This window comes from Rhodococcus sp. T2V (assembly GCF_029269925.1).
In the GTDB taxonomy this organism is placed as follows: domain Bacteria; phylum Actinomycetota; class Actinomycetes; order Mycobacteriales; family Mycobacteriaceae; genus Rhodococcus_F; species Rhodococcus_F koreensis.
Genome location: NZ_JARJBD010000078.1, coordinates 19289 through 35258, shown reverse-complemented (window position 1 = coordinate 35258; position 15970 = coordinate 19289). Strand labels below are relative to the sequence as shown.

General features: G+C 63.2%; 12 protein-coding genes. 3 read left to right on the top strand and 9 right to left on the bottom strand.

What is annotated here, in order from left to right; genetic code table 11:
* Positions 1 to 149: 149 nt before the first annotated feature.
* The 3 genes from P3H15_RS40375 to P3H15_RS40365 all read right to left on the bottom strand — a co-directional run bounded on the left by P3H15_RS40375 (position 150) and on the right by P3H15_RS40365 (position 3143).
* Positions 150 to 809, bottom strand: coding sequence for an SDR family NAD(P)-dependent oxidoreductase (locus tag P3H15_RS40375; RefSeq protein ID WP_276142402.1), 660 nt, complete (start codon positions 807 to 809; stop codon positions 150 to 152).
* 73 nt (positions 810 to 882) lie between these two features.
* Complete coding sequence (locus P3H15_RS40370) at positions 883 to 1905, bottom strand: zinc-dependent alcohol dehydrogenase family protein (RefSeq protein ID WP_276142401.1); 1023 nt, start codon at positions 1903 to 1905, stop codon at positions 883 to 885.
* A gap of 23 nt (positions 1906 to 1928) precedes the next feature.
* Entirely contained in the window at positions 1929 to 3143 is a 1215-nt protein-coding gene (locus P3H15_RS40365) for a multidrug effflux MFS transporter (protein WP_276142400.1), read from the bottom strand.
* A 152-nt stretch (positions 3144 to 3295) separates the two neighbouring features.
* On the opposite strand from P3H15_RS40365, the gene P3H15_RS40360 reads away from it, so the two are divergent.
* Positions 3296 to 4168 (top strand): helix-turn-helix transcriptional regulator, encoded by an 873-nt coding sequence (locus P3H15_RS40360; protein WP_276142399.1) that lies wholly within the window; start codon positions 3296 to 3298, stop codon positions 4166 to 4168.
* A gap of 275 nt (positions 4169 to 4443) precedes the next feature.
* On the opposite strand, the gene P3H15_RS40355 is transcribed toward P3H15_RS40360, so the two are convergent.
* The 4 genes from P3H15_RS40355 to P3H15_RS40340 all read right to left on the bottom strand — a co-directional run bounded on the left by P3H15_RS40355 (position 4444) and on the right by P3H15_RS40340 (position 9316).
* Entirely contained in the window at positions 4444 to 5325 is an 882-nt protein-coding gene (locus P3H15_RS40355) for an aldo/keto reductase (protein ID WP_276142398.1), read from the bottom strand.
* A gap of 207 nt (positions 5326 to 5532) precedes the next feature.
* Positions 5533 to 6297: an SDR family NAD(P)-dependent oxidoreductase gene (locus tag P3H15_RS40350; protein WP_276142397.1), complete on the bottom strand. Its 765-nt coding sequence runs from the start codon at positions 6295 to 6297 to the stop codon at positions 5533 to 5535.
* Positions 6298 to 6359: 62 nt separating this feature from the next.
* Positions 6360 to 7841 carry an aldehyde dehydrogenase gene (locus P3H15_RS40345; protein WP_276142396.1) on the bottom strand — a complete coding sequence of 494 codons (1482 nt, stop codon included), beginning with the start codon at positions 7839 to 7841 and terminating at the stop codon, positions 6360 to 6362.
* Between the two features lie 113 nt (positions 7842 to 7954).
* Positions 7955 to 9316 carry an MFS transporter gene (locus P3H15_RS40340; protein ID WP_276142395.1) on the bottom strand — a complete coding sequence of 454 codons (1362 nt, stop codon included), beginning with the start codon at positions 9314 to 9316 and terminating at the stop codon, positions 7955 to 7957.
* A 1340-nt stretch (positions 9317 to 10656) separates the two neighbouring features.
* Between P3H15_RS40340 and P3H15_RS40335 the strand changes: the two genes are divergently transcribed.
* Positions 10657 to 13920, top strand: coding sequence for a protein kinase (locus P3H15_RS40335; protein ID WP_276142394.1), 3264 nt, complete (start codon positions 10657 to 10659; stop codon positions 13918 to 13920).
* Between the two features lie 266 nt (positions 13921 to 14186).
* Here P3H15_RS40335 and P3H15_RS40330 read toward each other — a convergent pair whose 3' ends face one another.
* Together P3H15_RS40330 and P3H15_RS40325 are read right to left on the bottom strand one after the other, a co-directional pair.
* Positions 14187 to 14714 (bottom strand): cupin domain-containing protein, encoded by a 528-nt coding sequence (locus P3H15_RS40330; protein WP_276142393.1) that lies wholly within the window; start codon positions 14712 to 14714, stop codon positions 14187 to 14189.
* Between the two features lie 203 nt (positions 14715 to 14917).
* Positions 14918 to 15292, bottom strand: coding sequence for a nuclear transport factor 2 family protein (locus P3H15_RS40325; protein WP_276142392.1), 375 nt, complete (start codon positions 15290 to 15292; stop codon positions 14918 to 14920).
* A gap of 368 nt (positions 15293 to 15660) precedes the next feature.
* Between P3H15_RS40325 and P3H15_RS40320 the strand changes: the two genes are divergently transcribed.
* The gene (locus tag P3H15_RS40320) at positions 15661 to 15885 is read left to right on the top strand and encodes a hypothetical protein (RefSeq protein ID WP_276142391.1); all 225 of its coding nucleotides are present in this window, start codon (positions 15661 to 15663) and stop codon (positions 15883 to 15885) included.
* Positions 15886 to 15970 lie beyond the last annotated feature (85 nt).

Here is a 15970-nt window from a genome sequence, read left to right as displayed (position 1 = left end):
CGCACGCCCTTACACCGCCGTGCTGTCGGCATGCGGTCAGCAGACGCGGTGAGCGTGTGAACCCTTCGCCTCGGTGGGCGCGGTGTCGGCGGCGCTCGGTCGTGTTGTGCTGGCCGCGAGCAGTTCTATCGACGTCAACGTCGATCCGTTCAGGCTGCGTCGACTACCTCACGGAAGCTGCCGCGAGCAGTGTGCATGGTCCAGAGTTTGTCGGCGAGCACATCGGGGTCGTGTGTCGGGTGACCGGGTGTGATCGCCCCAGGAATAATGAGTTGGGCGACGTGGACACCGGTGTCTGCCAGATCCGTGTGCAGCATCTGTGCGTAGGCGGATTCGCCGGCGAAGGCGATCGATGTTCCCGCGACGTTCGGATTCGGTCGGGCGGCGCTGGCGCCGTTGACGAACAGTACTGTTCCTCGGCCTCTTTCCCGCATGCTCGGCAACACGTGGCCGACCGCCGTGACGGGGCCTAGAACGGAGAATTCGATCGCGGCAGTCAGGTCGGCGCGAGTGGTCTCTAGCACGGGGCGGAGGAACTCGCGCTGCGGAATCGGGCTGTATTCGAGCACCTCGATCGGGCCGAGCTCGGAGGTGGCATGGGCGAGGGCGGCGGTGAGGGCATCGGCGTCACGGACGCTGGCGGTGTAACCGCGGGCGTTGATGCCCGCCTTCTGCAGGTCGGCAGCGAGTGCGTCAACGTTGCCCTGGGTGCGGGAGATGAGTGCGACATCGAAGCCGTGGGCGCCGAATTTTCGGGCGACGGCGGCACCGAGTCCCTTGCCGGCGCCGACGATGGCGATGGCGGACATTGGCATGGTCCTTCCAGTCGGGCGGCGCGCGGCCCCAGAGGGGTGAAGGGGCCGCACGGGCGCTCTGTGTCGATCAGAGTGTGAGCAGAACCTTGGTAGCGCGGCGCTCGTCCATTGCCTCGTATCCTTCGGCAGCTTGCTCGAGGGGCAAGGTGAGGTCGAAGACCTCGCCGGGGTTGATCTCGCCGCTGATGATGAGCTCGATCAGCTCGGGCAGAAACCGGCGTACCGGCGCGGGGCCGCCGTGCAGGTGCACACCGGAGAAGAACAGCTCCAAGCCGGGGAGTTCGACCTCGTGGGTGACGCCCACGTAGCCGACGTGACCGCCGGGACGGGTCGATCCGATGGCTTGCATCATCGATTCCTGAGTGCCGACGGCCTCGATGACCGAGTGCGCCCCGAGACCGTCGGTGAGCTCCTTGATCTTCGCGACGCCGTCGTCGCCTCGTTCGGTCACGATGTCGGTCGCGCCGAACGTACGGGCCAGGGCCTGTCGATCTGCGTGGCGGCTCATGGCGATGATGCGCTGTGCGCCGAGGTGCTTGGCGGCGAGCACGGCAAGCAGTCCCACCGCGCCGTCGCCGACGACCGCAACTGTCTTCCCGGGGCCGGCCTCGGCGGCTACGGCGGCGAACCATCCGGTGCCGAGGACATCGGAAGCGGCAAGCAGGGACGGGATCTGTTCCGGGGTCGGCTGCGTCGGAGTGGCTACCAGGGTGCCGTCGGCCAGCGGGACACGCACATACTCTGCCTGGGTGCCGATGGAGCCCATGGGAACGGCGTGCACACAGCGGCTCTGGTAGCCGGACTGGCAGATCTCGCAGGTGTTGTCGGAGGCGAAGAACGACCCGATGACGAAGTCGCCAACCTTGACGTTCTTGACGTCCTCGCCGATCTGCTCGACGACGCCGACGTACTCGTGGCCCATCGGCTGGGGCCACTCGGGCTTTTCGATACCGCGGTAGGGCCAGAGGTCGGAGCCGCAGATGCAGGCCGCGGTGACGCGGATGATCGCGTCGGTGGGTTCGGTGATGGTCGGGTTGTCGCGCTCTTCGACTCGGACGTCGCCGGGCGCGTGCATGATGACTGAACGCATAAATATGTTCCTTACTGATGGGTTTAGCGATGTTCCGCCAGCGGGCGGGCTGTGTCGGAGGCGGGAATTGGATTCGGGGTGTTCCGGCGGCACATGTATATGAGGTATGCGGTCGCCGCTAGCGCGACCGATGCAGCGGTGATGAGGCCCAGTGGCAGCAACATGGCGGCTCCTGCGATGCCGACGAATGGGGCGGAGATGCCGCCGAATGCAAAACGGGCCATGCCCAGCAGTGACGATGCGGTGCCGGCGATCTGCGGGTATCCGGCGAGGGCGAGGGTGGTGGTGGGCGGGGTGGTGACAGCGACGCCGCTGACCATCACCACGAGCGAGATGATCACCGCGGCCAGTGGCAGTTCAAACAGTCCGGACGCGAGTAGGCCCAGTGCTCCGAATGCGCACATGGCCAGCCCGGCGAGAAGTGTGCCCTGCACGCTCCAGTGTTCGCTGGTGCGCCCCGCCAGGAACCCGAAGACCATGAACCCGGCGGAGTTCAGGCCGAACGCGAACGCATACTCCTGCGGTGAAAGGCCGTACATGCCCTGCAGCACATAAGTCGCCCCGCTCAGGTAGGCGAACAGCGCGGCGTATACGAAGCCCTGGACAAGCACCGCGCCGAGGAACACGCGGTCCGACAGCAGAGTGCGGACGTCGTGGCCGATCTGCGCGAAGCCGCCGTCCGCGCGCAACTGACGAGGAAGGGTCTCACGGAACCCCAGCACGATGGCGACGAGGATGAGCACACCGATCGCCGCCAGGAACAGGAACAAACCACGCCAGTCGGTGACCTTCGCAAGCTGACCCCCCAACAGCGGCCCGATGATGGCGGCGAAACCGCCCAGGACCGTGAGGCGACCATAGAAGCGAATGAGCGCTCCACCGGAGTAGATGTCGCGGCCCGCGGCCTGAGCGATGACGATCCCGACGCCCCCTGCCATCCCCTGCACGAGACGGGCGGCGATCAGCAGCTCGACGCTCGGGCTCACCGCGCACAGCACGGAGGCGAGGACGTACGCAGCCACCCCGACGAACAGCGGGAGGCGACGACCGAATTTGTCCGACAGTGGCCCTGCGATCAGCTGCCCCAGCGCAAGGCCGACAAGGCACGCCGTCACGGTTAGTTGTGCCATCGACGTGGCCGCGTCGAGTTCGATCGTCAGTGCGGGCAGCACCGGCAGATAGAGGTCCATCGAGATCGGGCCGAAGACCGTCAGCACGAGCAGCAGGATCGGCAACACTCGACCGGCAGGCCGCTGCGACCGAGAGGATGGGGACGAGGAAATTGGCACACTGGCAGTCAACCCTCGCGTCGTGTTACCAGGAAGTCCCTGCTGAGAGGTGTACCGAGAGAGCACCCCTCCCCCGCAGACCACGATCTATTCTTTCGAGCATGGACAACCGCACCGAGGTCCGCGAGTTTCTCATGTCGCGCCGTGCCAAACTCACTCCGGAGCAAGTGGGGCTTCCGGCTGGCCCGAACAGGCGAGTTCCGGGACTCCGCCGCGCCGAAGTGGCCATGCTGGCGGGGGTTAGCGTCGAGTATTACTCCAAACTCGAACGCGGTGCGATCGCCGGCGCCTCCTCGTCGGTGCTCGATGCAATCTCGCGTACGCTCCACCTCGACGACACCGAACGTGAGCACCTGCTCGACCTCGCGCGCGCCGCCGACGGTATTCCCACGTCACGGCGTCCCCGACGTCGGGCATCCAAGCAACCACCCGCACGTCCCAGCCTGCAATGGGCGCTCGACGCGATCACCGACGGCATCGCGTTCGTCCGGAACCAGCACCAGGACCTTCTCGCGACGAACGCACTCGGACGCGCCTTCTACTCGCCCCTGATCGGTGACGGCGGGCTTACACCCAACCTGGCCCGATTCCAATTCCTCGACCCCGCCTCCCGCGACTTCTACCCCGACTGGGACGCATTCGCCGAGATGTGCGTCGCAATCATGCGCGCCGAGGCCGGACGTGACCCGCACGACCGCGCAATGCAGGACCTCGTCGGCGAGCTCTCTACCCGAAGCGAGACCTTCCGCAGACTATGGGGTGCCCATGACGTCCGAACCCACGGGACCGGCACCAAACGGTTCAACCACCCGCTCGTCGGTGAAATCAACCTCGCATACGAAGAACTCGTCCTCACTGCGGAACCCGGACTCGTCCTCATGATCTACACCGCCGAACCCGGCTCACCCTCGGCCGAACGCCTCCGACTACTCGCCTCCTGGACCACTACCAGCCACCCCATCCCCGAACACTGACCCGACGGCCTCGTCAGTACAAACATCGCTGCGCGCGAGAGCAGTTCGCCAGAATCTCCTGCCGTTCGTCGATAGGTCTGAACCGCCAGCGCATCGACACGCTGTCAGGTGAACCGTATCGACTCGACAGAATCGAACCTTGGCCGATCCACCGACACATCGCTGAATTGCTTCCTATTCAGTCGAACTCGTAGCCGACTGTTTCACCCGCTGCCGCTGAGGGGCTCGAGGAATCAGTCAGTTGCAAGTTGTTCCCTCCATTCGGGGGATGATGCTCAGGACACTTTGATGCCGAGCGCACGATCGAGACGGTCGAGTTCTTCGGTTGTGAGGTCGACGACCGAGGCTCGGACGGAGTCGCGAATCGATTCCGGACGTGATGCACCAGGGATCGGGATGACGCATTTGCTCTTCGCAAGCTCCCAGGCCAGGGCGATTACCTGCGGAGATTCATCGTGGCTCACCGCAATCTCGCGGAAGATGTCGTATGCTTCGCCGCGCGCGCTGGTTGCGGAGATCCCACCGAGTGGGCGCCAAGGCAAGAACGCGATGCTCATCGCCTCACACACCATGATCTCGTCTGCGCTCGAGACGAACTGTGGGGAGTACTGATTTTGCACCGACGCAAGCCGGCCGTTGAGGATTGCGTTTGCTTGGCGAATCTGCTCACTGTTGGTGTTGGAGACGCCGGCCATGCGGATGACACCCTCATCCAGGAGTTCCGCGAGTGCACCAACCGAGTCACCAAACGGCACCAGCGGATCCGGTCGGTGAAATTGGTACAGATCGATCGCATCGACCCCCAGGCGTTTGGCCGAGGCTTTGGCGGCCTCCTTCAGGTAGTCAGGATGCCCGTCAAGTGCCCAAGTTCCTCGCTCGGGGCGCAGATGGCCGCCCTTGGTTGCTACGAGAACGGAGGACGTGTCGCCGCCATATTGCCGGAGCGCCCGGGCGATCAGTTCCTCGCCGTGTCCGGCTTCGTTGTGGCCGGCGAGGTGATAAGCGTCGGCGGTGTCAAGCAGGGTGACGCCGGCGTCGAGTGCTGCATGGATAGTCGCGATCGATTGCTCTGGAGACGGTCGTCCTTCAACCGACATTGGCATCGTGCCGAGTCCGATTGCGCTGATGGTGAAATCGCCAATGGTGCGTTGTCGCATAGCCAACTATTCTTTCGTCCTACTCCTGGTCGAACACCGTCAGAGCCGATGCAGGTCGATCGTTCGCGCCCGGCACCTGCCACCATGGCGGCCAGAATCTATCCCTGCCCGAGGCGGTGTATCGCTGAGACTGACCTGCCTGCCGCACCTCGACGCCCTCGAGAAGGTCAGCGTCACAGGTGAAAAGGCAGGTGCGGCAACAATTGCTCAGTGGAACACTCGACCCCCATCGGTCGCCAGAGCCGCTCCGGTGACATAAGACGATTCAGCGCTGGTCAGGAAGAGAATGGCGCGGGCAATCTCGACAGGATCCGCCAATCTGTTCAATGCGTAACTTCCTACATTGTGCCGGTGGCCATCGGCCATCGCGGTGTCCACCATGCCCGGGCAGACACTATTGACCCGTACTTTCGGTGCCAACTCGGCTGCAAGCGCCCTCGTCAGATTGATCACCCCGCCCTTAGACGCCGCGTACGCGGTGTATCCGGGTGCATTGGGCAGCAGCCCTTGCGCAGAAGCAATATTCACGACGGTCGCGGTCTGCTCCCGCAACATCCACGGGATGCAGCTTCGCAGGACGATGTACGCCCCAGTGAGGTTGACCTCGAGAACCTGCCGCCAATCAGCTGCCGGCACATCGGCCGCTAAGCCGCGGAACATGATTCCAGCAGCATTCACAACCCCATCGATACCCCCAAGAGCGGCTCCCGCCCTCTCGACGGCATCGGCAACTGCCTTCTCATTGGAGATGTCAACTGTGAATCCGTGTCCGTTGGTCTGTTCGGCGGTCGCTTGGACCCCTCTCTCATCGCGATCGAACAGCGCGACGGACGCGCCCTCGCTGGCAAAGAGCTGGGCGGTGGATCGTCCAATCCCTGAAGCGGCACCCGTGACGACGATGCGGCGCCCAAGAAGCCGGTGGGTCGACGGCGGAGACTGTAGTTCTTGTGTTTTCGACAGAGCTTCGGTCATTGGCGATATCCTTTTGCTATCTATTGTTCGGTTCTGAATTCAGGTGGTGCGCTAGTTTGTAATTAGCGCATCACGAACGCATTTGATGGCTGGCCGTCGTCCGTTGAGATCACGACACTCTTGGTTTCGAGATATTCGTCGACGGCTTCGATTCCGTGTTCACGGCCCAAGCCGGACCGCTTCGTACCTCCGAAAGGCACCATGTAACTGTAGGTGCGGTATGTATTTATCCAGACAGTGCCTACGTGCAAGGCCTTCGACATGCGTAGGGCCCGTCCGATGCTCTTCGTCCAAACACCCGCCACAAGGCCGTAGGCAACATCATTGCCGAGCTCGATGGCTTGATCCTCGTCATCAAATTCGATAATCGACAGAATAGGTCCGAAAACTTCCTCCTGTGCGATTTTCATATCGTTCGTGACGTCGACGAAGATCGTGGGTTCGATGAACTGTCCACCGACCAAGCCTGGATCGGTCGCGGGCCGCCCGCCGAGAATGGAGCGGGCCCCCTCGGCCTTCGCGACATCAATGTAGTGCAGAACCTTCTGATATTGCGGTGGAGTAGCGATCGGACCAACGTTCGTCTGCGGATCCATGGGATCGCCGAGGCGAATGTTCTGGGCGAGCTGAAGCAGCTTCTCCGTGAAGGCCTCCGCGATGGAGCTGTGGACGAGCAGCCGCGACCCCGCGGAGCACATCTGGCCCGCCGCTCCGAAGATGCCGGAGATCACTCCCGTCGCAGCCATATCGAGGTCGGCATCGTCGAATACGATGTTCGGGGACTTTCCACCGAGTTCGAGCGATACTCGCTTCATGGTGCGTGCGGCGGTCTCATAGACTCGGGTTCCAGTTGTATCCGAGCCGGTGAAAGTGATCTTCGAAACTACTGGGTGCTCGACCAGTGCGGAACCGACCTCCGGCCCCAGGCCGGTGACGACGTTGAACACCCCATCGGGAAGTCCGGCATCCTTCGTGAGGCCGGCAAACTCCAACGTGCTGGCGGAAGCGAACTCCGAGGGCTTGACGACCACTGCGCAACCTGCTGCCAGAGCGGGAGCACATTTGACCGCAGCGAACCACAGCGGCGAGTTCCACGCGGTGAGCGCTGCCACGACACCAATGGGCTCTCGGGTGGTAAAGGCAACGGATTGGGGTTTTTCGACGGGGATCGATGATCCCTGGATTTTGTCGGCGAGACCTGCGTAGTAGTACCAAACTTCGGAGAGCGCAGTGAGTTGGCCGTGCATCTCTGCTAGCAACTTACCGTTGTCGCGCACTTCGATCTCAGCTAGGCGTTGGGCATTCTTGACGATGAGATCGCCAATATTTCGCATGATCTTTCCGCGTGCGGAGGCTGACATCGTCGCCCACGGACCATCTGTCATTGCGTGCTGTGCGGCGGACACCGCATGCGATACGTCTGTGCTGTTGCCTCGGGGGATCTGAGCCCACGCCTCTCCCCGATACGGATCGATGGTATCGAGCCACTCGCCGCTATCGGGGTCTACCCAATCTCCAGCGATATGCAACTGATATTTCGTCACTATGGTGTTCCTTTGATCGTGTCAGTCCGGGTATTCGGCAGCGGAAGTCGCTCTTCGGGGGTCGGTCGCGAGTGAGATGCCGGTGAATCGCTAGTTCTGCGTGCCAGAAGGTGTCAAGACCGCCCTGAAGTTATCGTTCCTGCATCCGATTGCTGCGGTTGCGGCTTTTTGTCGGACGTGAAGTCGGCGAGGTCGAGGTGTCGCCCTTCCTGCAACTTGGACACCGCGACGGCGGAACCGATGATGACACAGAGTGTGAACACCATGACCAAGTTGGTTCCACCGACTGCAGCCAATGCTGCGGCGATGAACGGAGAAGGTGCGGAGAAGATCAGGTTGGAGAAGGTATGCGACATGGCAGCGCCCGAGAATCGAACCTCGGTAGGGAATTGCTCCGCAAAGAGCGCAGGCTGTGCGCCGCTGAGGAACTGGATCGAACACAGTACGAGGGTGACAATCAGTCCCGTTGTCACCGGGTTGGACCCAGCCGCAGTAAAGAACAGCGTGATGCCGACGAAGCAACCGGTGAGTCCAAAGAGGAATACTGGTTTGCGGCCAATGCGGTCGCAAACGAACCCTCCTGCCAACGCGAAGAAGATGGACGCTCCGTTGGCAACCATCAGTATCACAAACGCCGTCTGTGAGGACATTCCGGTCTCTTTGGGCAGGTAGCTGAGTCCGTACACGGCGATCAGGTAGAAGCTGAGTGATGAGCCACCCCAAGCCAGCGTCAGCAAGGAGACTTGGCGGGGATGTGTAGCTAGGACTCGAAGTCCTGCGCTTCGGCGCTTTTCGACGCGGAGGTCAATGTCCTTGTTGGCGACGAATGCGGGAGTTTCTTCGATCTTCAGACGAATGAAAACTGCGACTACGACAATGATGATGCTGCCGAGGAAGGGAACGCGCCAGCCCCACGTTTCGAACTGATTGTCTGTCAGTGTCGTGCTCAGCACCACGAGAACGAGGTTTGCGAGAACCTGGCTGATCGGAGAGCCCATGATGATGAACGCACCCAAGAGTCCGCGCCGGCTCTTGTCCCCGTGCTCCATGGTCATGAGTTGGTTGCCGATCGCTTCGCCACCCAGTGAGAAGCCCTGGATGAAACGAAGTCCGACGAGCAGAGCCGCAATGCCGAATCCGTGACCGGTTGGTAGGAGGCCGATCAGGATCGAGGACCCGCCCATCAGGAGCAAGGTAGCAAAGAGGATTGGCTTGCGGCCGATCCGATCGCCGAGATGTCCAAAGACGATGGCGCCGACGGGTCGAGCGACGAAGCCGACACCGAATGTGGCGAAGGAAGCCAACAAGGCACCGGTCGAACCCAATTCATGGAAGAAGAGGGTCGGAAACAGCGTGGCCGCGAGCGCGCCATAGACGGCAAAGTCGAAGTATTCCAAGGCGGAGCCCAAGGCGCCACTCACAACGGCGCGAGCCTCCATCGGCCGCGAGTGCTTGCGGGCGTGTATGTCAGCCATCGAGGCTTCTGATGGTGCGGCTGATCTCATGTGTTGCTCCCGAATCTCTGTTCTTGAATCCGCGGAAGGGTGTCGACGTGTGACAGGGCAGGATCGATCTGGTAGCGCATGGCCTGTCGGCGATCATGAGTGCTCGTTATGGACTCCGGATGGCGGCGTCGCCGCAGGATCAGACCGTCGGCGCGGATCTGGGCGATTGACACGGACGGTCGTGATCGTGGGCAACAATCCCCTTTCGCGAAAGCCATGGGTTGGCGAACCTGCTCAAGCGTTGAGAAGACCCGGTAGGCGGCATCGATACCAACACGGCCGGGATAGGCCTTATCTGGTAGACCGTTGGTTGCGATTCCACGGATTTCTCCATTGTCGCGCAAGTCACATTCGGACTCCGACCATTAAGGCTCTACAAGGCCGCCCGCGTCCAATACCGAGAACCGATCCTCCTTAGAGGTTTTACCTAACTGACAGACATGCTGCCGGTAGGGTGCCTGTTGATCGCATAGCCTTCGCTGTCGCAGGCGATTGCTCGGGCTCGAACGCGACCTGGACGTGCCACTGTTCCACCGCGTCGGTAGACGACTGGTACTCAGCGAGACTGAGCAAAACCCGTGTCGAGCCCGCAAGAGTGTGCTGCGCGGATCTCGAGGACGCAATGCCTCTGTTCATGCCTTGAAATGACTTCGGATTACAAGGGGTCGATCTGATCACGATGCCGTCGCCGAGAATCAGCCCCTCACCACCATCCTCGCCAAGTTCCGCAGCGAAGCCTTTCCCGGCGGTGACGATCAACGCCGAGGCCGTGTTCACACCGGCGCAGATGCTCCGCGCGGTCCGCACGGGTGTTTGCGCGATCGAATTCTCGGCTCGCGCGATAACTGTGCGCGCGCCGGAACTCGACGTGGTGGAACTCGAAAGTCAGGCACTCATTCTGATCTCAGGCCCGGACAGGGTCATGCCTGATCGCGCCGAAATCCAACGCTCCGAGATGACTGCCCTCAGATTTGATTGCCTCCCACCAGGCATCGTTGGTAGGAGCATTTGGTCGGCGAGATGATCGCCAGTGGCGTCGAGGCAATCGTCGCGGCAGAGGTCGCACACAGGACTTCGATCTTGCCGATGGTTCTCCTGTGGGTCGCACACGCTGTGGTGCCGTCGTCCTGGACGACTCTCCGACCCCGATCAGGAATCCAGTCATGGGACTGGCCCCGTCCCCGATAACACACATCGGGGATATTCTGGAGGGCGGCGATCGAGAGAAGAGCGCAGGGGTAGAGGTTCGCTGGTCGTGCCGCCGGATCAGTGCAATTGCCGACGAGTTGGCGGAGTGTGTAGACCGTCCGATGGGTGAAGGTGATCCGCTCGAAACTCAGAGGTACCCGCCCTCCCCCACCGCGGAGCTGACAGGCACCGGCTTCGGCGATGCCCAGGAGATCGGCCGCGGCGGTTTCGGTGTGGTCTACCGCTGCACCCAAGCGGACCTGGACCGCACGGTGGCGGTCAAGGTCCTCACCGTCGAACTCGACGAGGAGAACCGCGCCCGGTTCTTCCGGGAGCAGCGGGCGATGGGGCGGCTGACCGCGCACCCGAACATCGTCAGCATCTTGCAGGTCGGTGCCACCGACAGCGGTCGTCCGTTCATCGTGATGCCGTATCACCCACAGGATTCCCTGGACGTGCGGATTCGCCGCGACGGTCCGCTGCCGTTGGATCAGGCGCTGCGGCTGGGGGTGAAAGTGGTCGGTGCGGTGGAGTCGGCGCACCGGCTCGGCATCCTGCACCGGGACGTCAAACCCGCCAATATCCTGCTCACCGACTACGGCGAACCGGAGCTGGCCGACTTCGGCATCGCACACATCAGCGGCGGCTTCGAGACCACCACCGGAGCCGTCACCGGGTCACCGGCGTATACCGCGCCGGAGGTCCTCGCCGGTGACCCGCCGAGCCCGGCGGCCGATGTGTACGGCCTCGGCGCCACCCTGTTCAGTGCCCTGACCGGCCACGCCGCGTTCGAACGGCGCAGCGGTGAGCAGGTGGTGGCGCAGTTCCTGCGGATCACCACCCAACAGGCACCCGACCTGCGGGAGCGCGGCATCCCCGACGACGTGTCCGCGGCGATCGCACGGGCGATGTCCCGGACCCCCGGTCAGCGCCCGGCCACCGCCGCCGACTTCGGGGAGGAACTGCGAGCCCTGCAACGCAACCACGGCCTTCCGGTCGACGAGATGGCACTCCGTGCGGAACCCGATGTGCAGGGACACGGCCTGCCGCCGACGTCGCGCAGCGAACGGGGCTCGCCGGCTCCGTCCACGCTCGGGACGACCGGCAGTCTCCCCCTGGAGATGACGAGTTTCGTCGGCCGGCGGCACGAGCTGACGGAGACGAAGAACCTGCTGTCCGGGTCCCGGTTGGTGACGTTGACCGGGATCGGTGGTGTGGGCAAGACACGGCTGGCGATGCGGGTCGGGCAGTCCACACAGCGCGAGTACGGCGACGGTGTGCGGCTGGTCGAGTTGGGTGAGCTGCGGGACGGGTCTGTGCTGGTCGACGCGGTAGCTGCCGCGGTGGGGGTGCGGGTCCAGTCGGCGAGACCTGTGCGGGAGGTGCTGGTCGAGTTCCTCGCACCGCGGGAGGTGCTGCTGATTCTCGACAACTGCGAGCACGTGGTGGACGCCGCGGCGGAACTGGCGGACACCCTGTTACGGGTGTGCCCGGGGCTGCGGATCCTGGCTACCAGCCGTGAACCGCTCGGTATCGGTGGGGAGGCGGTGCTGCGGGTTCCGCCGCTGGGTGTCCCAGGCCCGGGGCGGCAGATCTCGGTGCGGACGCTGCCCCGATACGATGCGGTGTCGTTGTTCGCCGAACGCGGCGCTGCGGCCGTTCCGGGTTTCGCGCTGACCGAGGAGAACGCGGCGGCGGTGGCGGGGATCTGTCACCGGCTGGACGGGTTGCCGTTGCCGATCGAGTTGGCGGCGGCCCGCTTGCGGGCGATGACGCCCGAGCAGATATTGGGGCGGCTGACCGACCGCTATGCCCTGCTGACCCGCGGCAGCCGGGGTGCGCCGTCGCGGCAGCAGACGCTGCGGTTGTCGGTCGACTGGAGCTTCGAGTTGTGCAGCGCGAAAGAGCAATTGGTGTGGGCTCGGCTGGCGGTGTTCGCGGGGAGCTTCGAACTCGATGCGGCGGAGCAGGTGTGCGGTGCGGATCTGGATCCGGACGAGTTGCTCGACACGGTGACCTCCCTGGTGGAGAAGTCGATCCTGATCCGGGAGGAATCGGGTGCGGTGGTTCGGTTCCGGATGCTCGAGACCCTCCGCGAATACGGGCACGAGAAACTCGAGCGGGCCGGCGAGGCTTTGGCCGTGCGCCGCCGGCACCGGGACTGGTATGAGGCGTTGGCACTCGAATCGGAGGCTGAGTGGATCAGCGACCGCCAGCTCGATTGGATCGCCCGCCTGAAGCGGGAACAGCCCAATCTCCGTGAAGCACTTGAATTCTGCATCGACGACGATCCGGTCGCCGGCCTGCGCATCGCCGCCGCACTGTTCTGGTTTTGGGGCTCCCAGGGCTTCTACATTGAGGGGCGGCGCTGGTTCGATCACCTGCTGGCCCGTCAGAACGGCCCAGCCACCCTCGAATGGGTCAAGGCACTCTATTGCGACAGCGTGATGGCTGACGTACAGGGTGACCTCGAGGCGGGGACTACGCTCGCCGAGAAGGCCGGAGCTCTGACCGCGCACACGCGCGATCCGATGATGCGCGCGTTCGGTGCCTTCGCCGACGGCATGCTGGCCCTATACAGCGGTGAACTGACGCGAGCGTCCTCGCTCCTCAACACCGCCGTCGTCGAGTTCAGCGACTGCGGCGACCGAACGCTCGAAGTAGGCGCCTTGTACCCATTGGGCGTGGCGTATGGGCTCTCCGGCCGGACCAGCCAGTCGATTGGATGTCATGAACGAGTTCTCGCGATCACGGAACGATACGGCGAGAAAATGTACCGATCACGCTCCCTGTGGGGTTTGGGCATCGCCGTGTGGCAGCAGGGCGATTTCGATCGTGCGGTGCGCTTCCTGAAGCAATCGCTGGAGATATCCCGGCAGGTGCACAGTCCCCGGATCGCCACTTCATGCCTTGAAGCACTGGCCTGGATCGCCTGCGAACTGCACGACGAACCGAGGGCTGCGGTTCTGCTGGGGGCTGCAGAGGGGTTGGCGCGGGCAGTGGGCAGTGCCGTGGTGATTCATTCCAATCTGATTGTTTATCATCAGAACTGCGAGCAGAACGCCCGTCGCAAACTCGGAGACAAGGCGTTCGCAGCGGCCCATCGCAGAGGTGAACGACTCGGCTTCGACGCGGCAATCGCTTACGCCCTCCGCGAGAAACCACCCGCTACCGCTCCCGACACCGACCCGTCGACGCGACTGACCAAGCGGGAACGCCAAGTCGCCGACCTCATCGCCGAAGGACTGACGAATCAGGCCATCGCCGACCGCCTGGTGATCTCACCGCGTACCGTCCAGGGCCATGTGGAGCACATCCTCGCCAAACTCGGCTTCACCTCCCGAACTCAGGTCGCGGCCTGGGTCGTGGAACGGACACACTATTAGGCCGGGTCACCGATCATTCTGACGACATGTGTCGTGCTCGCCTGGGCCGACGGCGACCGCACCGGCCATAACTGCCTGCTGGCCGGCGCCACACTGGAGTTTCGACCATGCGCGTGCCCAGCGTGGGACGACTAGTCGTCGTCGCTCGGCCCATCAACTCCGGTTCGTGGACCGTGGATTTGATTTCGTACTTCACGCGCGAGTTGGTGACCATCGCTTCGAATACGCACAGGACCTGGCTGCAACCGTGACCTGACGGGAATGCGTCAACGAATCACACTGACGTGCACCGCTGAGACCACGCAGGGCTCGTCGGTCCTATTCCGCCAAGCGTGCTTGGTGCCGCGCTGGATGATGGTGTCGCCCTGTCTCATGGTTGCCTCGCCCGTATCGAGCAGAACGCACGCCTCCCCGGAAATCACGGTGACGATATCGATCGTGTCCGTCGTGTGCATTCCGGGGGCATCTGTCGGATCAACTGCGTCACCGGCACCTGACTCAGCCAGGATCCGCGCGTACCCGCCCTCGTAGTCCCATTCGCTGTCGGGCGCAAAAGCCGTGATCACGTAGTTGTACCCGGCTGGCGGCGGCGGGATGATCGAGGCATCACCGGGGCCATTTGGCGCTAGCACTGGCGTCGGCACCTCCATTGCCTGCCACAGGTGGTTCCGGGTGTAGCCGTCGGCGACAAGGCGGTCAGTCGTCGGACCATCGCTCACGAATGTGGACCTTCCTTCGGCATCCAGCCCGGTAACGATCAGGCGCGACTGAAACTCGCGATGCTCTCCAGCCATGATTGTGCTCCGTTCCATATTGTGAATTGTTGTTGTGCGCGTGGCTGCGGCCTCGCCGTTGTTGCGCGAGGCGACCGGGCCCGTCCCAGGCCGGAATTCCGGGGCGGACTGATCTCCACCGGTGCGGCCGCGGCGGATCTACCCCTGAAGAAGCTTCTGGTCGTACGAAAGCCCACTGTCCCAGCCACTTCAAGGACGTCTTACTAGTCCTCTTCTCGCTTAAGTGCTTCGAATACGGGGGCGTTGTCCACGTAGATGCGCTGATCGACGAACTTGCCACCCGCAATTGTGATTTTCGAAGCCGCTTTGATCTCGATCACCGCACCACTGCGGAGGGTCCAGCGACCGATGGACTCGAAGAAGACAACACCGTCTTCTTCCTCCCACGCATTTACGAGGTCATGTCCGAGCGATACGACCTCGTCAAGCTTGTCACCGAAGGCCGAGATGATGTTATCTCGCCCCTTGATCTCCGGGCTGTTCCCGAATGTCAGTGTCATATTCTCCGCGTAGTAGGAGCCGAACTCCCGGGGGTTGTTTGCCTCCATGGCTGCGTAATAGTCGGTCAGCAGCCTCATGGTTTTGGTGCTTGCGCGCATTGGATCAGCCTTTCGTTGTTGGCGTGGTGGTTGTGCATCCGGTTGAGTCGGTTGCGAGATCCTCACCGGGCGGAAGCCCGCCGCCCGCCGGGAGTGCATCTGGTTGCCTCCGACGCCCATTCTGGTGTGAAAGCAGCTGTCACGCTGCAGTTTACCGGTGGGCGTGGCGGCAGTGCCGGATGCATCTCATGCGGAACCTGCAGGGGTCTGGTCGTCGCGAAGCATGCGCCGCCAGTGACGGCCGCGGTGAAGACGATCGTCGCGAACACCGACCCGGTCGAAGCCGCCGCCAAACGGGACCAGGTCGTCGTACCCTCACCGGATCGTCCCCGAAGGTCGCGGCGGTGATGAGCGGCGCCCAGCACGAGGTGCTGACGTTCCCGCTGGCGCACTGTAGAGATCTTGTCGCACAACCCGACCAGCTGGCCCGGGATCAAACGCCGCGCCGACATAGAGAAGATCTGCACTACCCCGGCCGCCGCACTGCTCTGGCGACCGCGCTGGTCATCGAACAACGCGACGGATGGCAGGTCACCCGCCGCTACTGCCGTGACTGTGTCCAGCCAGCCTGAACGTCTCACTGGCGGCCGCTGTTGACCAGACGGGCCCTGCTGCGGTGAATGGCCCCAGGATGGAGAGCATCCTGGCCAGACCACC

Bases quoted from the DNA above. Each gene is read 5' to 3' on its own strand.
- P3H15_RS40375 (WP_276142402.1), bottom strand. From the start codon at position 809: ATGTCCGCCATCGCCATCGTCGGCGCCGGCAAGGGACTCGGTGCCGCC.
- P3H15_RS40370 (WP_276142401.1), bottom strand. From the start codon at position 1,905: ATGCGTTCAGTCATCATGCACGCGCCCGGCGACGTCCGAGTCGAAGAG.
- P3H15_RS40360 (WP_276142399.1), top strand. From the start codon at position 3,296: ATGGACAACCGCACCGAGGTCCGCGAGTTTCTCATGTCGCGCCGTGCC.
- P3H15_RS40355 (WP_276142398.1), bottom strand. From the start codon at position 5,325: ATGCGACAACGCACCATTGGCGATTTCACCATCAGCGCAATCGGACTC.
- P3H15_RS40350 (WP_276142397.1), bottom strand. From the start codon at position 6,297: ATGACCGAAGCTCTGTCGAAAACACAAGAACTACAGTCTCCGCCGTCG.
- P3H15_RS40340 (WP_276142395.1), bottom strand. From the start codon at position 9,316: ATGGCTGACATACACGCCCGCAAGCACTCGCGGCCGATGGAGGCTCGC.
- P3H15_RS40335 (WP_276142394.1), top strand. From the start codon at position 10,657: ATGGGTGAAGGTGATCCGCTCGAAACTCAGAGGTACCCGCCCTCCCCC.
- P3H15_RS40330 (WP_276142393.1), bottom strand. From the start codon at position 14,714: ATGGCTGGAGAGCATCGCGAGTTTCAGTCGCGCCTGATCGTTACCGGG.
- P3H15_RS40325 (WP_276142392.1), bottom strand. From the start codon at position 15,292: ATGAGGCTGCTGACCGACTATTACGCAGCCATGGAGGCAAACAACCCC.
- P3H15_RS40320 (WP_276142391.1), top strand. From the start codon at position 15,661: ATGAGCGGCGCCCAGCACGAGGTGCTGACGTTCCCGCTGGCGCACTGT.